Source organism: Pseudomonas sp. Irchel 3H7, from assembly GCF_900187605.1.
GTDB lineage: Bacteria > Pseudomonadota > Gammaproteobacteria > Pseudomonadales > Pseudomonadaceae > Aquipseudomonas.
In genome coordinates this window covers 160,517-180,231 of the sequence record NZ_FYEA01000012.1, presented here as the reverse complement: position 1 = coordinate 180,231, position 19,715 = coordinate 160,517, and the positions used below count along the sequence as shown (strand labels likewise).

The following is a 19,715-nucleotide window of genomic DNA, read 5'->3' as shown; positions in this document are numbered from 1 at the left end:
TAGCGATTAGACGCGACAACTTGCCGCGCCTAGTCTTAACGTTGATCAAACCGTCGGTGATGCCATGAACGCCAAGCGCCCAGCCTGCGCGGCGCCTGCACTCGAAACGCCCGCGCCAGCCGCCAGCCAGACCTACAGTTACAGCGATTTACCCCGTGAGGAATCGGCCAGCACCGCGCTGGCCGAGGAAGTCGCGTTGGCGATCGCCTACAACGGCATCAGCCAGGCGGTGATGTTGGTGACGCCGACCGACCTTGAAGACTTCATCGTCGGTTTCAGCCTCGGCAGCGGCATCATCATCGACGCTACTGACATTTATGACCTGCAACTGACCGGCGCCGGCTCCGCGCAATATGCGCAAGTAACCATCGCCAATCGCGCGTTCTGGAACCTCAAGCAACAACGTCGACAAATGGCCGGCACCAGCGGTTGCGGATTGTGCGGCGTTGAAGCGGTCGAGCAAGCACTGCCCGATCTGAAGGTGTTGCCCGGTGCGCCGTTGCCGCCGATTGAATGGCTCGACGGTTTGCGTCAGCGCATCAGTGCATTTCAACCTTTGGGCCAATACTGCGGTGCGGTGCACGCGGCGGTATTCATGAACGCCAGCGGCGAATTGCTACTCGGCCGCGAAGACATCGGCCGGCATAACGCCCTCGACAAGCTGATCGGCGGGCTGATCCGCCAGAAGATATCCACAGAAGGCGGCCTAGCGATTGTGACCAGCCGTTGCAGCCTCGAATTGATCCAGAAAGTCTTGCGTGCCGGCATCCAGACGCTGGTCAGCCTGTCCGCGCCCACGGGCCTTGCCGTGCAATGGGCCCGTCGACACAACCTCAATCTCATCCACCTGCCGCAGAAAAGTGCGCCGCGGGTGTACAGCCCCGCGATGGAGAATCAAGCGTGAGCCAACATCATCAAGCCGACCAGAAACCTGTCCCGCGCTATAAGCCTTACAAAGGTGCCGCCGGCGGCTGGGGTGCCCTGATCAGTGTGGCTCAGGCCTGGTTGACCAGCGACAACGCGCTGAAGAACCTGCGCATGATGCTCAAGACCAACCAGAACGGCGGCTTCGACTGCCCGGGTTGCGCGTGGGGCGATTCGCCGGAAAGCGGCATGGTCAAGTTCTGCGAGAACGGCGCCAAAGCGGTGAACTGGGAAGCAACCAAGCGCCGCGTGGACGCCAAGTTCTTCGCCAAGCACAGCGTCACTTCGTTGCTGGAGCAGAGCGACTACTGGCTCGAGTATCAGGGGCGCCTGACCGAGCCGATGGTGTATGACGCCGAAACCGATCGCTACAAGCCGATCAGTTGGGACGACGCCTACACCCTGATCGCCAAACACCTGCAAAGCCTGCCGAGTCCGGACCTGGCCGAGTTCTACACCTCGGGTCGTGCCAGCAACGAGGCGGCTTACCTGTATCAACTGTTCGTGCGCGCCTACGGCACCAACAATTTCCCTGACTGCTCGAACATGTGCCACGAGGCCAGCGGTGTGGCGTTGGCGCAAAGTGTCGGCGTCGGCAAAGGCACCGTGACCTTCGACGATTTCGAACACGCCGATGCGATTTTCGTCTGGGGCCAGAACCCGGGCACTAACCACCCACGCATGCTCGAACCGTTGCGTGAAGCGGTGAAACGCGGCGCGCAAGTGGTGTGCATCAACCCATTGAAAGAGCGTGGCCTGGAACGCTTCCAGCACCCGCAACACCCGATCGAAATGCTCACCAACGGTGACAAGCCGACCAACACCGCGTATTTCCGCCCGGCACTTGGCGGTGACATGGCGCTGCTGCGCGGCATGGCCAAGTTTCTCCTGCAGTGGGAGCGCGATGCGCAGAAGGCTGGCGAACCTGCCGTGTTCGATCACGATTTCCTCAACGCCCACAGCGCTAACGTGCTGGAGTATCTCGGCGTGGTCGATGACACGCCGTGGGAACAGATCGTCGAGCAATCCGGCCTGACCCTCGTCGAAATCGAGCAAGCGGCGCGCATGTACGCCAAAGGCAAGAACGTCATCATGTGCTGGGCGATGGGCATCACCCAGCATCGCCATTCAGTACCGACCATCCAGGAAATCGCCAACCTGATGCTGCTGCGCGGCAACATCGGTAAACCCGGTGCTGGTCTGTGTCCGGTGCGCGGCCACAGTAACGTGCAGGGCGACCGCACGATGGGCATCAACGAGCGTCCGCCAGTGGCGTTCCTTGATTCGCTGGAACGACGCTTCCAGTTCAAGGTGCCGCGTCATAACGGCCACAACGTGGTCGAGGCAATCCATGCGATGGCCGAGGGACGCGCCAAAGTCTTTATCGGTCTGGGCGGCAACTTCGCCCAAGCCACGCCGGACAGCCCGCGTACCTTCGCCGCACTGAGCAATTGCGACCTGACCGTGCAGATCAGCACCAAACTCAACCGCAGCCATCTGGCTCACGGTAAAGACGCGCTGATCCTGCCGTGCCTCGGCCGGACCGACATCGATATCCAGACCGAAGGCCCGCAAGCGGTCACCGTGGAAGACTCCTTCAGCATGGTTCACGCCTCCAACGGGCAGTTGCAACCGCTGTCGAACCAGATGCGCTCGGAGCCGTCGATCATTGCCGGCATCGCTGCCGCCACACTGGGTAGCAAACCGGTCGACTGGAACTGGCTGGTGGCCGATTACGGGCGCATCCGCGAACTGATCGCCGACACCATTCCCAATTTCAAAGAGTTCAACGAGAAGATCAAAAACCCAGGCGGCTTCTACCTCGGCAACAGCGCTGGCGCGCGCAAGTGGAACACACCGTCGGGCCGGGCCAACTTCCGCGCGAACATGCTGCCCAAAGATCTGGTACACGAACGCACCCGCGCCACCGGGCAGCTACCGGACCTGATCTTGCAATCGATGCGTTCCCACGATCAATACAACACCACGATTTATGGTCTCGACGACCGTTATCGCGGAGTGAAGGGCCAGCGTGATGTGCTGTTTGCCAACGAGGCCGACATCATTCGTCTGGGCTTCCGTCCGGGGCAAAAGGCCGACATCGTGTCGCTGTGGGACGATGGTCGTGAGCGTCGGGTGAAGGGCTTCACTTTGTTGGCGTTTGATATTCCGGCCGGGCAAGCGGCGGCTTATTACCCGGAAGTGAACCCACTGGTGCCATTGGAGAGCACCGGGGATGGCAGCCATACGCCGACGTCTAAGTTCATTGCGATTCGATTGGAATCAGCGAGTGAGACTGGGTTGATCATGGCCAAATCTGCTTAATTCAAAATCAAAAGATCGCAGCCTTCGGCAGCTCCTACACCGATTCCTGTAGGAGCTGCCGAAGGCTGCGATCTTTTCGCTACTGCTTTTCAAACGCCCACAAAAAAGGCCGCTTTTTCACAAAAGCGGCCTGTCCGAAGTAGCTAAAGACCGGCGAAAAACGGTTAAGTTCCGCTGATAAAACAGCAACTTGCAAAATTGTATACAAGTCGTGTTATTCGTCGGATTTCGATTGTCACGCTTGTTACACAGCCTCAGGATCGGCGCCGTCATCCCTTTGAGGCTCCTCTATGAAGTTCTCCTCGATTCTCTTGTTGTCCCTTGGCCTGGTCAGTGGCTTTGCGTCTGCTGGCGGCACCACCGAAGCAGGTGTGGGCGGCGCATTGGGCGGGGTTCTTGGCTCGGTCGTCGGTCAGTCGTTAGGCGGCAATACAGGTTCCACCATCGGCGCAGCCTTGGGCGGTGCGGGTGGTAGCGCGGTCGGCGCCGACAAACGCAGCCGTGGCGAAGCCGCCATCGGTGGTGCGCTGGGCGCAGCCGGCGGTAACGTAGTCGGCCGCAGCATGGGCGGCACCACCGGCAGCCTGATCGGCTCCGCAGCAGGTGGCGGCGCCGGTGGCGCGCTGGGTAACTACATGGGCAACAAAAGCGATGACGATGATCGTCGTTACGACCGTCGTCATGATGATCGTCGCTACTACCGCGACGGCCACCCAGGTCGCGGCCATGCCTACGGCCACCGCAAGCATCACAAGTACTATCGTCACCGTTAAGGCGAATGCTTGAAAAAAAATCGCGGCCCGAGGGCTGCGATTTTTTTTGCCTTTTTTAAACCACAAGGTATTCCAGTGCCTGCCGCAGCTTGGCGGGAATCGGCACTGGCTGGTTACTCGCCCGATCGACGAATACATGAACGAAGCGCCCGGCCGCGCAGGCCTCGCTATCGCCGACCTTGAACACCGCCAACTCGTATTGCACCGAACTGTTGCCCAATTTGCCGACCCGCAGACCGATCTCGATCAGATCAGGAAAGGCAATCGAGGCGAAGTAATCACACGCCGAACTGACCACAAACCCCACCACCTCGCCATCATGGATATCCAGACCACCGACCTGTATCAGGTAAGTGTTCACCGCCGTGTCGAAGAAGCTGTAGTAGGTGACGTTGTTGACGTGACCGTAGGCGTCGTTGTCGTGCCAGCGTGTGGTGATGGGCTGGAAGTGTGGGTAGTCGGTGCGCTGAGGAGTGGACATGGTTGTGCTGGTTCTCTTGTTTTTTCAGTGAGGCTGCTTGCCCTCACCCTAGCCCTCTCCCAGAGGTAGAGGGGACTGACCGAGGTGTTCTCTCGAAATACACCGACCTGAACTGTCGAGTCGAACGCGAAAGGCACAGAGATCGGCTCCCTTTCCCCCTCGCCCCCTTGGGGGAGAGGGCTGGGGTGAGGGGGTAAGATTTTGACTTCAACACTAATCCTGAGCAAACCGCCTACCCTGCGCCGCCAACTCACCAATCAACCGCGCCGGTTTCCACTGATCGCCCTGACGCGTCTCCAGCGCCAGCAAGCGCTGATGAATATCCGCCAGCCCCTGCTGATCCGCCCAGGCCATCGGCCCGCCCTTGTCCGCCGGGAAGCCGTAGCCGTTCAGGTACACCAGATCGATGTCGTGTGCAGACTCGGCAATGCCCTCCTGCAAAATCTTCGCACCCTCGTTGACCAATGCCAGAAGACTGCGCTCCAGGATCTCCTCAGGACCGATCTCGCGGCGCTGGAAGCCCAACCCTTCGCTGACCTGCAATACCAGCGCATCGACCTCAGGATCGTGCTCGGCCTGACGACTGCCCGGCTCGTAATGGTAATAACCGTTGCCAGACTTCTGGCCAAACCGGCCCATCTCGCACAAGCGGTTGTCCACCTGAACCTCTGGCGCATCCTGGCCCTTGCCGGCCAATTCGCGCGCACGCCACTCCAGATCGATGCCGACCACGTCGTACATGCGAAACGGCCCCATGGCAAAACCGAAACCTTGCAGTGCCGCGTCGACCTGCTGTGGATAAGCGCCTTCGAGCAGCATCTTGCGCGCCTCCAGGACATACGGATGCAACATGCGATTGCCGATAAAGCCGTGGCAGTTGCCCGACACCACACTGACCTTGCCCATGCGCTTGCCCAGCGCCAGCGCCGCTTCCAGCACCGCCGCGGAAGTCTGCGCACCGCGAACGATTTCCAGCAATTTCATGATGTGCGCCGGGCTGAAGAAATGCAGACCCAGCACCTGCTCCGGACGCCTTGTCGCCGCAGCAATCGCATCGATATCCAGCGCCGATGTATTGCTCGCCAACAGTGCTTCAGGCTTGAGCAAGCCATCCAGCTCACGAAAGATCTTCTGCTTCAGCTCAAGATTTTCGTACACCGCCTCGATCACCAGATCGACATTGCGAATCGCCGGGTAATCCGCCGCCGCACTGACCCGAGCGATACGTGCATCCGCTTCGGCCTGATCAATCCGGCCCTGGCGCACGTTGTGTGCATAAGTCTCGGCCACTGTGGCGAGCGCCTGTTCAAGCATCTGTGGATTGTTATCCACCCACTGCACGTTCACGCCGGCATTGGCCAGACACATGACAATGCCCCGGCCCATCGTGCCCGCACCGATCACTGCGGCCTGCTGAATATCGAAGGATGTCTGGCTCATGTTGTTCTCTTGTTGGCGATCCAAAGACAGACCTCAACCATAGTCAGCCAACGACAGTTTTTGAAGTTTATTACCGTGATGATCGACATTCAGCGGATGGATAGAGCCCCCGCCTTGATGACACTTAATGTAGGAGCTGCCGAAGGCTGCGATCTTTTGATCTTGAACAAATCAACATCAAAAGATCGCAGCCTTCGGCAGCTCCTACAACGATCAGAGGTGCTCTTGCGCCCAGCTGCGGACTTCGGCGTAGGGATATTCTTCCAATACCGCAAACCCGGGAATCGCACGCGCCTTGAGCTTGGTGAACAGCGGCACGCTGATCCCGCACAGAAACCTCGTCAGCCGCTCAGCCGTTGGAATCACCCCAGTGTGCTGCTCGTGCCTGTGGATAAAATCGCCACATAACGCCGCAAAGTTTTTATCCACAAGCGCTGGCAACTCCGGTGGCGCCGGCAACCGCGCAACCTGGCCGTGACACACTGAACAATGCCCACACTGCTCGGGCGCATTGTGATCACCGAAATACTCGGCCAAGCGATAGCCCAGGCAGCGCTCGCTGGCGAAGACTTCAAGCATCGTGTGGATGCGCGCCACTTCGGCCTGCTCATGCCGGGTGAAATAGTCATGCAACTCAGCGCTCAGGGCATCGCTGTCAAAGTCACTATTCAGCAGGCTATAGACCTCGGTCATCTGCTTGCTTTCCAGCTCGACCCAGCCCTTCTCCTGAAAATAATCCAGCGCCTTCACCACTCGATTGCGCTCGGCGGAATACTGCGAGTACATCGCCTCGAAATTCACCGTGGCCCAGGTGCGTGCGCGCGCCGAGGTCTGAATGATCGCAGCGACGAAATCCCTGCGTTCACCTTCGAAGCGCTCAAGCAGCGCTTCGGGTTCCAGCAGGTATTTGAAACGGTATTCGGCGTAGTAGGCGTAGCGCGGCGCGATCAAGCCGCGCAGTTCCAGTTGCACCAGCAATGTCTTCAGCGGAAGTGAGCGAATATTGCTCTGATCCGCCAATGGCCCAAGCAGAAACTCCCACTGCCCGTCCGGCACCGAGGCCTTCAGTTCGTCGAGCACATAACGAATGCCGTCACGCTCCGGCGTATCACCGTAGACGAAATTTTCCAGCACATTGAGGCTGTCGCGATTGGCTAATACCAGACAGTCCGACGGCTGCCCGTCACGCCCGGCGCGGCCGATTTCCTGGCTGTAGTTTTCGATGGATTTCGGCAGGTCGAAGTGCACGACATTGCGGATGTCACTTTTGTCGATGCCCATGCCGAACGCGATGGTCGCGACGATGCAATTGGATTGCCCGGCCATGAAGCGTTTCTGGATAGCTTCGCGTTTGTCGTGGGCTAAACCGGCGTGATACGCCTCGGCCTGAATGTCGTTGCGCTCAAGGTGTTCGGCGATGTGCTCAGCAGTCTTCTGCAAGGTCACATAGACGATACTTGGCTGCCCCGGCCGCTCGGCCATCCACTCCACCAGACGCCGGCGCTTGTCCTGGCCACGTACCGGTTCCACCAGTAGATTGAGGTTGGGCCGATAGAAACCGGTGGTCACCACATCGTCAGCGGCGATAGCGAATTTGGCCTGCATGTCGGCGATGACTTTAGGCGTTGCGGTGGCTGTCAGCAGCAAAGTTTGCGGGATGTTGAACTGGCGCTGATAGTCCGGCAGCTTCAGGTAGTCGGGGCGGAAGTTGTGGCCCCACTCCGAGATGCAATGCGCCTCGTCCACCACCAGTAACGAGATCGGCACCTGCTGCAGAAAGTTGCGGAAGCGCTCGTTTTTCAAGCGCTCCACCGAGATCATCAGAATCTTCAATTCACCCGAACGGGCGCGAGCCATCACGTCATTGGCATCATCGCGACTCTGCGCCGAATCGATGCTGCCCGCCGAGATACCGTGACGTTGTAAAAAGGCCAGTTGATCCTGCATCAACGCCAGCAACGGCGAGACCACCAACGTCAGATGCGGCAGCATCAGCGCCGGCAATTGATAGCAAATCGACTTGCCGGAACCGGTGGGGAAAATCGCCGCCGCCGAGCGCCCGGCCAGCACCGCACTGATCGCGGTTTCTTGACCGGGTCGAAACTGTGGAAAACCAAAAACCTGTTCCAGGGTGTTGTGCATTCGCTGTCACTCCATTGACTGCTGCCATGCCAACAGCCTAGCGGGCGATCGCAGCGAGTCGAGAAAAGGTCGGGGCCAAATCGATTCGGAATGATACAGCGGATGTCACGAACACCGTGGCACTCTGTGGGAGCGAGCCTGCTCGCGAAGAGGCCAGTCGCCACATCACAAAGCTTAAAAAATCAGGGACGCAACACCGCCACCCGCAACTGCTCATTCAGCATCTGCTCATGCACGCCCTGACTTTTGCTCGCCCACAACGCATGGGCCGGGCTGATGTCGCCGGTAAACGCTGCCGCCAACTGACGCAAGTCAGCGACGCTGCGCACACGCGGGCAAAACGGTTGCTCATCACAGTTCTGGCTGGCGTTGCGATAGGTGCTCAGCAATCCCTCCCAGAGGCCGTCGCGCACGTGGCGAATCGACTTCAGTTGCACGTGGGGCACACCGAGTCGCTGCTCAAGCCCTTCCTCATCCAGCGCCTCGCTGGCCAGCAGGGCTTTAGCGAACATCAACACCTCACCGCGTGAAGCCGTGTCCATGTTCGCCTGGCTGATAAGGGCCTCCGGCCAGTCGGTACGATCGAGACGATCCAGCACCCATGCATTGCCAACTTCAGAGGCCATGGCCAAACGGCAAGTGCCCAGCCCGAGCAATAAAATTGCGGCCATTCGTAGCCAGTGCATACCTAATTCCCTTTAAGCGCGTGTCAGACGTTTGGAAACGCCCTACAGATTCTGGCGCGCACGATACAGCGGTTTACTGCGAATCGCCTGACAATCACGTAGGAATTATTACGCCTAAGGGTTTTGGCCTGAAAAAGCTGCGAAAACACGTAGGGCATTTCCTCAAAACACGGAAAAACCCCTACGAATACTGTCCATTGCAGCTGTCTTGTCCCACAGAGAAACGCCCTTCTATAGTGGCCGGCGCGGCTGCAAACCCGCTGCCGGCCCGCCCCAGCGCCTTCGAACAGGACACGCCTCACCATGATCAACCGCTATCGCCCCCTCAAGACCTGCTACAGCGAAAACCCGGTACTGCTTATCGACAGCCACTCAAGCCAGACGGATCTGATCAATGCCGCCGATCAGCGTTTACGGGCGGCCGGGGATTTGCTGGAAACGCTCTACTGCTTATGTTTCAAGCAGGCTGACGTGAAAGATATTCCCAACATCGTCAATGCACTTTATCTGTTGGTGCAGGATGGCTGCGACTTACTTGAAGTTGCCAAACAAAAACCACCGCAAACAACATACAACTGAACCACACTACAAATACGGAAACACCACCACGCTTTATTTATACATGCAACTGACACTAACTTGTTCGCTCTTACAACTAAACGAGAGCAACACCATGACAGTTTTAACCATATTTTTTTGCGGCACCGGATCCAACAAGTTTGACACCACCCATGAAAACTTCTGGGACGGCGAACTGGTTTCCACACTGGCATCCAACCATACCGGCCGGGAATTCGCCGAGTGGATCGTGGTCGACGGCCCTGGCAGCGGCAACCTGCAAGCCGACGACCTGTTCACCAAGACCGAGGAGTACGGTCTTACCGGCACGCTGTTTGGCAAAGGCTGGGAGGAAAACGTGCGGCACGCCATCAATATCATCAAGGGCAAATGCGACTGGCAGCGCGAACAACTCACCGAGGCCGAATACAACCGCCTTAAAGCGGCTGGCATTCCTATTGAGGATGTAAAAATCGAAGGTTCGTGGCTCTGGCGTAAATATAATTATGGCGATCGCTGCGTGACCCAACAGAAGTTACAGGAGCAGATCATCAAGACGTTTCGCAAGGATGGCGTTATTCCCACTCAGGTCAATCTGGTGGGCTGGAGTCGCGGCGGCATAAGTTGCCACATGCTGGCCAATGCGATGTTAAATGATCGAGAGCTGAACAATATTCCGGTGAATATATTTGCTCTTGATCCAGTACCGGGAATCGGCAACTTCCAGGATCAGCGCGTAAAACTTGGCGCCAACGTCAAAGAATATGTTGCGTTCTATGCCCGTGATGAACGTTCTAAAGGTTTCAGCTGTGTGATCCCGCAGACCGCCACCGGCACCAAAACCAGCGTCTACCCCATGGCCGGCCGCCACGCGACCATGGCCGGCAACGCCACAGCTGACGGTGGCGTGCCCACCAGCAGCGGCGACCTGAAAACGCTGGTCGAGCCTGGCCGCATCGTTCGCCACCTCGCCGAAACCTGCCTCAAGCGCTGGGGCGTGCAACTGAACAAAACCCTGAACCTGAGCGAAACAGATCTGCTGCGCCTGACTGGCGCCATCGTCGCCGACGAATCGCGCTACAAGCAGATGCACAGCGTTTCCTACACCTACTTCACCGAACTGGATCAAGGTGAGCGCTACGTTTCGCTGGGTAGCAAAGGCGTACCGTTTTCGGCGGTGAAGGGTTCGATCTACGCGCCGGCAACGGGGCTGACGACGAGTTTGTTGGATGTTTCTGCGTATAAACACCTGCGTTGAAAAAAGATGAAGCGTTGGTAGGAACGTCTGATGAAATCTTCGTCCCGTTCCTACGCAACCAGACGCTTTGTCGCCTATCGCCACTTGAGGGCGCGAACCTATAGTCGTGACTGTCGCTAAGCAATCAGCGGCTCAGGTTTGGTCACCTGAAAACAGAGATAACTGATGCATGCCCTTGTATGCTGCCAGCACATTCTGTCGGCACGCTTTTTATGGCGGCTGTGTTTGGGACGCTTCGGCGTACCGGGTTATCTCTGCCGGTTTGACCAACTTGAACACAGCCCGCCTCCACCGCTTGGTCACGGTAGCAGCGGTTTTTCGATACCTTCAGAGATATCTAAAATGAAAACATGGAATCAGTTTCTTACCGAACGCTACCGCCCACTAGAATCCAATCTCACAGACACCAAGCCTCTGCTCATCGACACCGAGGCTAATCCCCAAGACATCCTCGAATGCGCCGTCCAGCGCCTGCGCGCTTCAAGCGATCTGCTACGCACCCTCTATTGCCTCAATTTCAAACAAGCCGACGTCGAAGACATCCCCCACATCACCCACGCCCTCTATCTGCTGACGCAGGACGGCTGCGACCTGCTGCAGGTTGCGCAGCAGCGGATGCTCAACTGGAAGGCTCCAGCCTGAAATCGAGTGATCGTATCGCTCTTATGCACTCTGTGAGAGCGATCAAAAAACGGTAATCAACCATGGGAGCAACCATAAGCAAACTCTTTGATGAGCTGATGGAAAGCGTGCGAGAAATGGACGAAATTCTGCGTGGTGAATGTGCACCATCGCGTATATCCAAGGCTGGCAAAATGATTCAAAAAAACCAACAGACTCTCGATGAACAGCCTCGCTTTAAGGATCGAAAATCCCGACCTATCACTCCACACGATTGCGCTACACTGGAGTCCTGCACCAAGAGGCCTATGAAATGAGCGAATTGACGTTCCAGCAGAAGCAGGCTTATTACGACAAAGTACGCCGGTCAAACTATCTGGCGAGCTTACGTCTGGAAGGTTTCGATACCAGCCGTGCCGATGCCGAGAAACCGCTTCCATCAAGGGAATCGGTCATTGAAAAATATCGTCAGACTGCACGTTAATGACGAACAAATATGGGGTCGGACAAGACCCCTATTGCTACCCTCATAGTGATGTTCTGCGTAACTTGCTCGACATCCATTCTGAAGAAGAACTGCAAAAAGCAGAGCGAGAGCTCTCGGAAATCGCGATCAGTCGATTTCGTCTTCTCCCCCCTCCTTATGATTTAAGTGTCCTGCAGCACGCCCATAAAACTCTTTTTTGCGATGTTTACGATTGGGCCGGGCAGTTGCGTACCGTTAACATCAAAAAGGAACAAACATTTTTCTGCACTGCAGAGCGAATTCTTCCAGAAGCGCAAAAAATCTTTAGCGTGATGGAGCGCTCGGCGTGGTTCGCGGGAATGGGCAAACCAGAACTTGTGGTGAACATCGCTGAGGCTTATGGCGATTTGAATGTCATCCATCCTTTTCGCGAAGGTAATGGCCGAGCGCAACGCCTATTATTTGAACAAATCATTATTAACGCAGGCTTCCCAGTCGATTGGTGGCTGGTTAAAGATGACGCTTGGGTCCCAGCAAACATTGATGCTGTGTCATGTGATTATCGGGGGCTAGTGGCGATCTTTGACCGCTGCATTGGCGAAAAGCTGGCTCTTTAAGTGGCAGTATTCTGGTAGTTAAGGCCATTTTCTGCGGGAATATTGCCAGTTAGTCTTGTTTTCGCCCACAAAAAAGCCGCCCCTAAAGGCGGCTTTTTCATTCACAACAAACCAATCTTACAACTTCGGCCCTGCAGCCTTGATCGCGTCGCTCACTTCGAACTTCTTGAAGTTCTCGATGAACAGACCGGCCAGTGCTTTCGCAGCCTCGTCGTACGCAGCCTTGTCAGCCCAGGTGTTGCGTGGGTTGAGCAGGTTGGTTTCAACGCCCGGTACGGCCAGTGGCACGTCGAGGTTGATAGTGTCGAGGTGTTCAGTGGCTGCACCGATCAGCGCGCCGCTCTGGATCGCTGCGATCACTGCGCGGGTGGTCGGGATGTTGAAGCGTTTGCCGACGCCGTAGCCGCCGCCGGTCCAGCCGGTGTTGACCAGGTAGACCTTGGAGCCGAAACCGCGGATGCGCTTGATCAGCAGCTCGGCGTATTCGCCAGCCGGACGCGGGAAGAACGGTGCGCCGAAGCAGGTGGAGAAGGTCGACTTGATGCCGCTGCCCGAACCCATTTCAGTCGAGCCCACCAGCGCGGTGTAGCCGGACAGGAAGTGGTACGCCGCTTGTTCTTCGTTGAGGATCGACACTGGCGGCAGTACGCCGGTCAGGTCGCAGGTCAGGAAGATTACAGCGTTTGGCTCGCCACCGAGGTTGTGCTCGGAACGCTTGGCTACGTGCTCCAGCGGATACGCGGCGCGGCTGTTCTGGGTCAGGCTGACATCGGCGTAGTCGGCGTGCTTGGCGTCGTCGATCACGACGTTTTCCAGCACCGCGCCGTGCTTGATGGCTTTCCAGATAACCGGCTCGTTCTTCTCGGAGAGGTCGATGCACTTGGCATAGCAACCACCTTCGATGTTGAACACCACGCCTTCGCCCCAGCCGTGTTCGTCGTCACCGATCAGGTAACGGCTTTCGTCGGCCGACAGGGTGGTTTTACCGGTGCCCGACAGACCGAAGAACAGGGTCACGTCGCCTTCTTCGCCGATGTTGGCAGCGCAGTGCATTGGCAGCACGTCAGCGGCCGGCAGCAGGAAGTTCTGCACGGAGAACATGGCTTTCTTCATCTCACCGGCGTAACGCATGCCGGCGATCAGCACTTTTTTCTGTGCGAAGTTGAGGATCACGCAACCGTCGGAGTTGGTGCCGTCACGCTCAGGCACGCACTCGAAGTTGGCGACGTTGAGCACTTGCCACTCTTCACGACCGGCCGGGTTGTACTGGGCCGGGTTGATGAACAGGCAACGACCGAACAGGTTCTGCCAGGCAGTCTGGGTGGTCATTTTCACGGCCAGGTAGTGATCTTCCGCCGCGCCTACATGCACGTGGGACACAAAGTGCTCTTGCGCGTTGTTGAACGCCTCAACGCGAGCCCACAGCGCATCGAACTTGTCGGCCGGGAACTTGCGGTTGATCGGGCCCCAGGCGATAGCGGCCTGGGTGGAAGGCTCTTCAACGATGAAACGGTCAACAGGCGAACGACCGGTGCGGTGACCAGTGCGAACAACCAGAGCGCCGGTATCGGCAAGCTCGCCCTCACCGCGGTTCAGGGCTTCTTTTACCAGATCATCAACACTCAGATCGGTGTACACGGCGTTATTGGCTTGCGTCATGAGGTTCCCCGTCGGCCAGTGGCCGAGTGTGCTCCAAACGTTTTGTAGTAGAAAGTCGTGCACTACTACCGCGAAAAAAGTGGGCCGGATTATGCCAGAAAAGCCCAAAAAGAGTAGGGTCCTCCCGTCGTAACGGCGAAATTCCGTCGTTACGCAGTGAATTTACCTGCGCTGAACCGTTTTAGTGCCGGGTATCTGACGGCGTGTCGACGCCTGCGCCAGCGAACAATTGAGCAACATCCGTGGCATCGAACAGGTAACGCTCGTTACAGAACTGGCAATCAACCTCGATGTTGCCACCGTGCTCGACCACCAATTGCTGCGCATCTTCCAGACCCAGACTGACCAACGCATTGCCGGAGCGTTCCCGCGAGCAGCTGCAACGGAAGCGCAGTTTCTGCACATCGAACAGACGAACCTGCTCTTCGTGGTAGAGGCGATGCAGTACGGTTTCGTTGTCCAGGCTGAGCAATTCATCGGCGGTCAGGGTGGTGGCCAGTGCGGTGATGTGCTGCCAGCTGGCGGCGCGATCTTCTTCGTCTTTCAGACGATCAGCCGGCAGTTGCTGCAGCAGCAGGCCGCGAGCGCGACGACCGTCGGCAAACAGCTTGAAGCGGGTGCCGACCTGTTGCGACATGACGAAATAGTTGGTGAAGCAATCGGACAGGGTTTCGCCGTCGAGATCGACAATGCCCTGATAGCGCTGGCCGACAGTCGGGTCGACGGTCAACGCCAGAACGCCATTGGGCATCAGATCGGCGAGGGTAGCGTCCGCAGCAATCTGGTCAGCGTGATAACGCGCCAGACCACGGATGTCGCGCTCGCTGGAGCACTCGATCATCAGCATCGGGATCGGGCCTTCGGAACGCGCCTGCAGAATCAGCAAGCCGTCGAACTTCAAGGTGCCCACCAGCAACGAGGCCGCCGCCATCAATTCGCCGAGCAGTTGTGCAACCGGCTCCGGGTACGGGTGCTTGGCGAGGACTTCGGCGTAGCTGCGTTCAAGTGCGACCAGTTCGCCGCGTGTGTCGCTGTCATCAAAGATGAAACGTTGGGTGAAATCGGTATCCGGTAGGTCGGTCATAATTTTGGGTATCTGAATGTGGTGACAAAATGGTTACAAGACGTGAAAATTTGCACTTCTTGGCACTCTTTTTGGTGCCGACTGCTCTGCCATGGGAGGCATTTTATGAACAATCCGGGTTTGTTCCAATCAAGGTGGAACCTCGGCCGGCTGGTTCTGTGCAACATAGTGCCATTAGCGCTACTGGCTTTCTGGTTATGGCCTACGGGCAACTCGCTGTGTGTGATTTTCGACGAGTGGCTGTTTCGCTCACTCAATGCACCGCTGGCCAGCAACCCCATATGGCTCCACATCTGGGCAATTGCAAGTATGCGTCCGTTCGACATCGTCGTGGGCTTGATCCTGCTGACGCTGCTGATCAAGGGCGACTGGGTGTTCAAGGCGATTGACGTGCGCCGGGCTTTTTTCGGTTTTCTTTCGATCCTGCTATTGATGGTGGTGATTCGCGCACTGTTTTCCAAGTTCGCCGACCATATGGATTGGCAGCACAGCAGCCCGTCGATGATGCTTGAGGGAGCTGTGCACATCAGCGATTACTTCCCGAATCTGGAAAAAACCTGGGAAGTGAAGGATCGCTCGAGCCAGAGCTTTCCCGGTGACCACGCTTCGGTGTTGTTGATCTGGGCGCTGTTCATGGGCGTGTTCAGCCGTACGGCCGGCCAGTTCGTGACGATCTGGGGCCTGGCGCTGTTGTTCATGCTGCCGCGCCTGGTGGCCGGTGCGCATTGGGGTCAGGACGATTACATCGGCGGTGTGCTACTCGCGGTGTGGGCGTTGGGCTGGGGTTACTACACGCCGTTTGCATATCACGCCTCGAACTTCTGGCTGAAGGTGACGGCGCCGATCTTTGTGTTGCTGGGCAAGTTGCCGCTGGTTGCGCGGATGAGTGTGGTGCGTAGCGCCTGATACCGAGCGGTCTTCGGCGAGGGCTGCGCCCTCGATTCGCGAGCAGGCTTGCTCCCACATTATCCTGTGGAAGTGAGCCTGCTCGCGAAGAGGCCAGCAGCAACAACGCGATTATTCGTCGTTACTACTGCCGCGAAACTTGAACAAATCCCGCCGCTGCTTCTTGCTCGGTTTGCCGTCGGTGCTCACGCCCAACGCCCCCGCCTTGCGCATTGCCGCAGCCGCTTCACGTTTGGCAATACTCGCCTCGGTCTCCGCATACAACGTCTGCGCTTCGGGTGCGCCGCGTCGAACAATCGACAACGCCTCGACCTTCACCGTACGCACTTCAAAGCCGGTACGAATCTCGAACTCATCGCCGATGCGTGGCTCTTTGCCAGGCTTGCAGCGCTCGCCGCGACAATGCACCTTGCCACTCTCGATCGCTGCTTTGGCCAAGGCACGGGTTTTGTAAAAACGCGCGGCCCACAGCCACTTGTCGAGACGGACCTTGTCGTCCTCTTCGCTTTTTTGTGCCATGGCATTTCCTCATTCTGAAATATTGATGAACTGTACTACCGTTTCACTCATGTCATGAATGACCGCGTCCCGGATTACAATGCGCGCGTTTCGGCGCCTGCTTCCGGGGCCGGAAATCCGGGCTGTAGAAATCTGTCGCCTTTTAACCCTTATTCTGCGTGAATACCGCGAATCCGGCCTCGTGCGGGCTGAAGCGGTTGTCACGGTTGAGCATTTTTTTGAAGACATTTGACCATTTGACCGTTGTCGGTCTGCGCGAGTGGGTGGCGCTCCCGGATTTGGGAGTTGCGGGCCTGCGAGCAAAAATCGACACCGGCGCCAGCACCTCCAGCCTGCATGCCACCGACATCGAGCCGTTCGAACGCGACGGCGAGAAGTGGGTGCGATTCACTGCGCACCTGGGCACGGTGGTGCAGTTGCGCCACCGCCGCTGCGAAGCCCCTCTGGTAACACGCAAAACCATCAAAAGCTCCAACGGCCATGCGCAGGTGCGCTACGTCATCAGCACTACCCTGGCCCTCGGTGATCGGGTCTGGCCGGTCGAGTTCACGCTCGCCTGCCGCAAGTCCATGCGCTATCGCCTGTTGCTCGGTTCCAAAGCCCTGATCGATGGCCAGTTGGTGGTCAATCCGGGCATCAAATATGTACAAGACAAGCCGGTGTTCCCGGTATCTACCTCTTCCACAGGTGTTGCATGAAGATCGCTGTGCTGTCGCGGAACCCGCGTCTGTATTCCACCCGCCGTCTGGTCGAAGCCGGAACCGAGCGCGGGCATGAAATGGTAGTGATCGACACCCTGCGCGCCTACATGAACATCGCCAGCCACAAGCCGCAGATCCACTATCGCGGCAAACCGCTGGAAGGCTTCGATGCGGTGATCCCGCGGATCGGTGCGTCGGTGACGTTTTATGGTTGCGCGGTGTTGCGCCAGTTCGAAATGATGGGGGTATTTCCGCTCAACGAGTCGGTGGCCATCGCCCGTTCGCGGGACAAGCTGCGTTCGCTGCAACTGCTGTCGCGGCGCGGCATCGGTCTGCCGGTGACGGGTTTTGCTCACTCGCCGGATGACATTCCCGATCTGATCGACATGGTCAACGGCGCACCGCTGGTGATCAAGGTGCTGGAAGGCACGCAGGGCATCGGCGTGGTGCTGTGCGAAACCGCCACGGCCGCAGAATCGGTGATCGAGGCGTTCATGGGCCTGAAGCAGAACATCATGGTTCAGGAGTACATCAAGGAAGCGGGCGGTGCGGATATTCGTTGCTTCGTGGTCGGTGACAAAGTGATCGCGGCGATGAAGCGTCAGGCCAAACCGGGTGAGTTCCGCTCCAATCTGCATCGCGGCGGCAGCGCCAGCCTGATCAAAATCACCCCGGAAGAACGCATGACCGCGTTGCGCGCGGCCAAGGTCATGGGCCTGGCAGTGGCGGGTGTGGATATCCTGCGTTCCAATCACGGGCCGTTGGTGATGGAAGTGAATTCGTCACCGGGGCTGGAAGGGATCGAGACCACCACCGGCAAGAATGTGGCGGGGATCATCATTGAGCATCTTGAGAAGAATGGCGGGCCGAATATGACCCGGACCAAAGGCAAGGGCTAAAAGCGAGCCCCTCACCCTAGCCCTCTCCCGAAGGGAGAGGGGACTGATTGGGGGATGCTTAAAAGATACGCCGACCTGATCCTGCTGTGCCGAATCCACAATCGCCCCAGTCTTTCAGGTCGATGTATGACGCCAGACACCTCGGTCGGCTCCCTCTCCCTCTGGGAGAGGGGCCGATTGGGGGATGATTAAGAGATACGCCGACTTGATCTTGCTGTACCGGATCCATAATCGACTCAGTCTTTCAGGTCGATGTATGACGCAAAACACCTCGGTCAGCTCCCTCTCCCTCTGGGAGAGGGCTGGGGTGAGGGGCTTTTGACCTACACAGCATCTCGCGGCAGCAACAATCCCAAAGGCAACCTCACCCGCGCTTCCAGTCCACCACCGGACCGATTGCGCAATTCAACATTGCCGCCATGCATCGAAGCAATCCGCTTCACGATCGCCAAGCCCAAGCCAGTGCCCTTCCCGCCCCGCGCACGATCACCACGGGTAAACGGGTTGAAGATCGCCTCCAGCTCCGAAGGGTCAATCCCCGCGCCTCGGTCCATCACGCTCAGCACCACATACGGCGCACTGACGTCCCCGGACACATAAGCGGCGACCTCAACGTGACCGCCGGCATGGTTCAAGGCGTTGCCGATCAGGTTGTTCAGCAAGCGTTTCATCGATACCCGACGCAGCGGAAACGGCTGGATCGGCTCCAGACGCAAACGCACTTTCTCTTCATTCTGGTTGTACGGTGCTGCAACCTCGCGCACCAGATCAGTCAGATCCACTTCTTCCACCGACTCGTCACGACCGTCGCGGATGAACGCGAGGAACTGGTCGAGAATCGCGTCCATGTCTTCAATGTCGCGCACCATGTCGTCGGTCAGGTCATTGCGATCGCCCATCAACTCCAGCGACAGCCGCAACCGGGTCAGCGGAGTGCGCAAATCATGGGACACACCGGCCAACATCAACTCACGCTCGCGTCCGGCCTGCTCGACGTCTTCGGCCATCTGGTTGAAGGCGCGATACACCTCGGTCATCTCGCTCGGCGTATCGCTGATCGGCAGACGTACGCTGCGACCCTGACCGAGTTGCCGGGCGGCATAGACCAGGCGTTTCAATGGCTGGTTGAGCTGGCTGACGAAAATCCACGCCGATGCCGTCGACAGCAAGCCAATGGCAAGGAACCAGCCAAGCACGTTCCAGATTTTCTGGCCGCGCAACGGGTGCGGATACAACGGCACCTTGAGCCAACCGTCACCGAGGCTCGGTGCGCGCACCCACAACGCTGGCGGTGAATGCATGCGCAAGCGCACTTCGGTGTCGGCACCCAGTTCCGCCTGCATCTGCCGCTGGTAGATTTCGCTGTACGGCCAGTGCTGTTCGCCTTCCGGCACACCGGCGCCCACGACCCGAATCAGGGTGGCGGCATCAGCGATCTTCGCGCGGTTTTCTTCATCGGCAGCCCAATAGGCTCGCAGCGTCAGGGCGACGCCGTGGCTGTATTGGCGATCCACCAGCACGTCCTCGTTCATCAACAGATAAACCAGGGTCAGCGCCTTGGAAAACAGCACGACGATAAGCACCAGCCAGAGGGTGCGAGAGAAAAAACTTTGGGGGAACCAGACAGGGGTTTTCATCTATAACCGCTACACACTT

Annotated in this window: 19 protein-coding genes; 11 read left to right on the top strand and 8 right to left on the bottom strand. The window is 57.9% G+C overall.

The genetic code is table 11. From position 1 onward, the window contains the following. The first annotated feature begins 64 nt into the window (after window positions 1-64). The 3 genes from fdhD to CKW38_RS22820 all read left to right on the top strand — a co-directional run bounded on the left by fdhD (window position 65) and on the right by CKW38_RS22820 (window position 4,022). Window positions 65-904 (top strand): formate dehydrogenase accessory sulfurtransferase FdhD, encoded by an 840-nt coding sequence (gene fdhD, locus CKW38_RS22830; protein WP_007909076.1) that lies wholly within the window; start codon window positions 65-67, stop codon window positions 902-904. After that, window positions 901-3,249, top strand: a complete 2,349-nt coding sequence (locus CKW38_RS22825; RefSeq protein WP_007909075.1) for an FdhF/YdeP family oxidoreductase — start codon at window positions 901-903, stop codon at window positions 3,247-3,249. The genes fdhD and CKW38_RS22825 overlap by 4 nt, the downstream gene beginning before the upstream one ends. Window positions 3,250-3,539: 290 nt before the next feature. Next, window positions 3,540-4,022 (top strand): glycine zipper domain-containing protein, encoded by a 483-nt coding sequence (locus CKW38_RS22820; protein ID WP_007909074.1) that lies wholly within the window; start codon window positions 3,540-3,542, stop codon window positions 4,020-4,022. Window positions 4,023-4,077: 55 nt separating this feature from the next. Here the strand turns inward: CKW38_RS22820 and CKW38_RS22815 are convergent, their stop codons facing one another. From CKW38_RS22815 to CKW38_RS22800, 4 genes are all read right to left on the bottom strand, one after another. Then, window positions 4,078-4,503 carry a thioesterase family protein gene (locus tag CKW38_RS22815; RefSeq protein ID WP_095113942.1) on the bottom strand — a complete coding sequence of 142 codons (426 nt, stop codon included), beginning with the start codon at window positions 4,501-4,503 and terminating at the stop codon, window positions 4,078-4,080. Between the two features lie 213 nt (window positions 4,504-4,716). After that, window positions 4,717-5,943 carry a 3-hydroxyacyl-CoA dehydrogenase gene (locus CKW38_RS22810; protein WP_042705072.1) on the bottom strand — a complete coding sequence of 409 codons (1,227 nt, stop codon included), beginning with the start codon at window positions 5,941-5,943 and terminating at the stop codon, window positions 4,717-4,719. Between the two features lie 213 nt (window positions 5,944-6,156). Continuing rightward, a complete protein-coding gene (locus tag CKW38_RS22805; protein WP_095113941.1) occupies window positions 6,157-8,085 on the bottom strand; it encodes an ATP-dependent DNA helicase RecQ in 1,929 nt (642 codons plus the stop codon). A gap of 182 nt (window positions 8,086-8,267) precedes the next feature. Further along, complete coding sequence (locus tag CKW38_RS22800; RefSeq protein WP_007917950.1) at window positions 8,268-8,771, bottom strand: hypothetical protein; 504 nt, start codon at window positions 8,769-8,771, stop codon at window positions 8,268-8,270. Window positions 8,772-9,074: 303 nt separating this feature from the next. On the opposite strand from CKW38_RS22800, the gene CKW38_RS22795 reads away from it, so the two are divergent. The 5 genes from CKW38_RS22795 (at window position 9,075) to CKW38_RS22775 (ending at window position 12,291) form a co-directional block, all read left to right on the top strand. After that, window positions 9,075-9,350 (top strand): hypothetical protein, encoded by a 276-nt coding sequence (locus CKW38_RS22795; RefSeq protein WP_007917948.1) that lies wholly within the window; start codon window positions 9,075-9,077, stop codon window positions 9,348-9,350. A gap of 94 nt (window positions 9,351-9,444) precedes the next feature. Next, a complete protein-coding gene (locus CKW38_RS22790; protein ID WP_095113940.1) occupies window positions 9,445-10,587 on the top strand; it encodes a hypothetical protein in 1,143 nt (380 codons plus the stop codon). A 342-nt stretch (window positions 10,588-10,929) separates the two neighbouring features. Next, on the top strand, window positions 10,930-11,229 hold the full coding sequence (locus CKW38_RS22785; RefSeq protein WP_095113939.1) for a hypothetical protein: 300 nt from the start codon (window positions 10,930-10,932) through the stop codon (window positions 11,227-11,229). Window positions 11,230-11,521: 292 nt separating this feature from the next. Further along, window positions 11,522-11,692: a YhfG family protein gene (locus CKW38_RS22780; protein ID WP_007917944.1), complete on the top strand. Its 171-nt coding sequence runs from the start codon at window positions 11,522-11,524 to the stop codon at window positions 11,690-11,692. Next, complete coding sequence (locus tag CKW38_RS22775; RefSeq protein WP_095113938.1) at window positions 11,692-12,291, top strand: Fic family protein; 600 nt, start codon at window positions 11,692-11,694, stop codon at window positions 12,289-12,291. The genes CKW38_RS22780 and CKW38_RS22775 overlap by 1 nt, the downstream gene beginning before the upstream one ends. A 117-nt stretch (window positions 12,292-12,408) precedes the next feature. On the opposite strand, the gene CKW38_RS22770 is transcribed toward CKW38_RS22775, so the two are convergent. Together CKW38_RS22770 and hslO are read right to left on the bottom strand one after the other, a co-directional pair. Further along, complete coding sequence (locus CKW38_RS22770; RefSeq protein WP_007917942.1) at window positions 12,409-13,950, bottom strand: phosphoenolpyruvate carboxykinase; 1,542 nt, start codon at window positions 13,948-13,950, stop codon at window positions 12,409-12,411. 181 nt (window positions 13,951-14,131) lie between these two features. Further along, window positions 14,132-15,034: an Hsp33 family molecular chaperone HslO gene (gene hslO / locus CKW38_RS22765; protein WP_007917941.1), complete on the bottom strand. Its 903-nt coding sequence runs from the start codon at window positions 15,032-15,034 to the stop codon at window positions 14,132-14,134. Between the two features lie 105 nt (window positions 15,035-15,139). Between hslO and CKW38_RS22760 the strand changes: the two genes are divergently transcribed. Beyond that, a complete protein-coding gene (locus tag CKW38_RS22760; protein ID WP_007917940.1) occupies window positions 15,140-15,940 on the top strand; it encodes a phosphatase PAP2 family protein in 801 nt (266 codons plus the stop codon). Window positions 15,941-16,051: 111 nt separating this feature from the next. Here the strand turns inward: CKW38_RS22760 and CKW38_RS22755 are convergent, their stop codons facing one another. Next, complete coding sequence (locus CKW38_RS22755) at window positions 16,052-16,459, bottom strand: RNA-binding S4 domain-containing protein (RefSeq protein ID WP_007917939.1); 408 nt, start codon at window positions 16,457-16,459, stop codon at window positions 16,052-16,054. A gap of 236 nt (window positions 16,460-16,695) precedes the next feature. On the opposite strand from CKW38_RS22755, the gene CKW38_RS22750 reads away from it, so the two are divergent. Next, a complete protein-coding gene (locus CKW38_RS22750) occupies window positions 16,696-17,157 on the top strand; it encodes an ATP-dependent zinc protease (protein ID WP_171057267.1) in 462 nt (153 codons plus the stop codon). Further along, complete coding sequence (gene rimK / locus CKW38_RS22745; protein ID WP_007949201.1) at window positions 17,154-18,059, top strand: 30S ribosomal protein S6--L-glutamate ligase; 906 nt, start codon at window positions 17,154-17,156, stop codon at window positions 18,057-18,059. The genes CKW38_RS22750 and rimK overlap by 4 nt, the downstream gene beginning before the upstream one ends. Before the next feature lie 323 nt (window positions 18,060-18,382). Here rimK and CKW38_RS22740 read toward each other — a convergent pair whose 3' ends face one another. Next, on the bottom strand, window positions 18,383-19,696 hold the full coding sequence (locus CKW38_RS22740) for an ATP-binding protein (protein WP_095113937.1): 1,314 nt from the start codon (window positions 19,694-19,696) through the stop codon (window positions 18,383-18,385). Window positions 19,697-19,715: the final 19 nt, after the last annotated feature.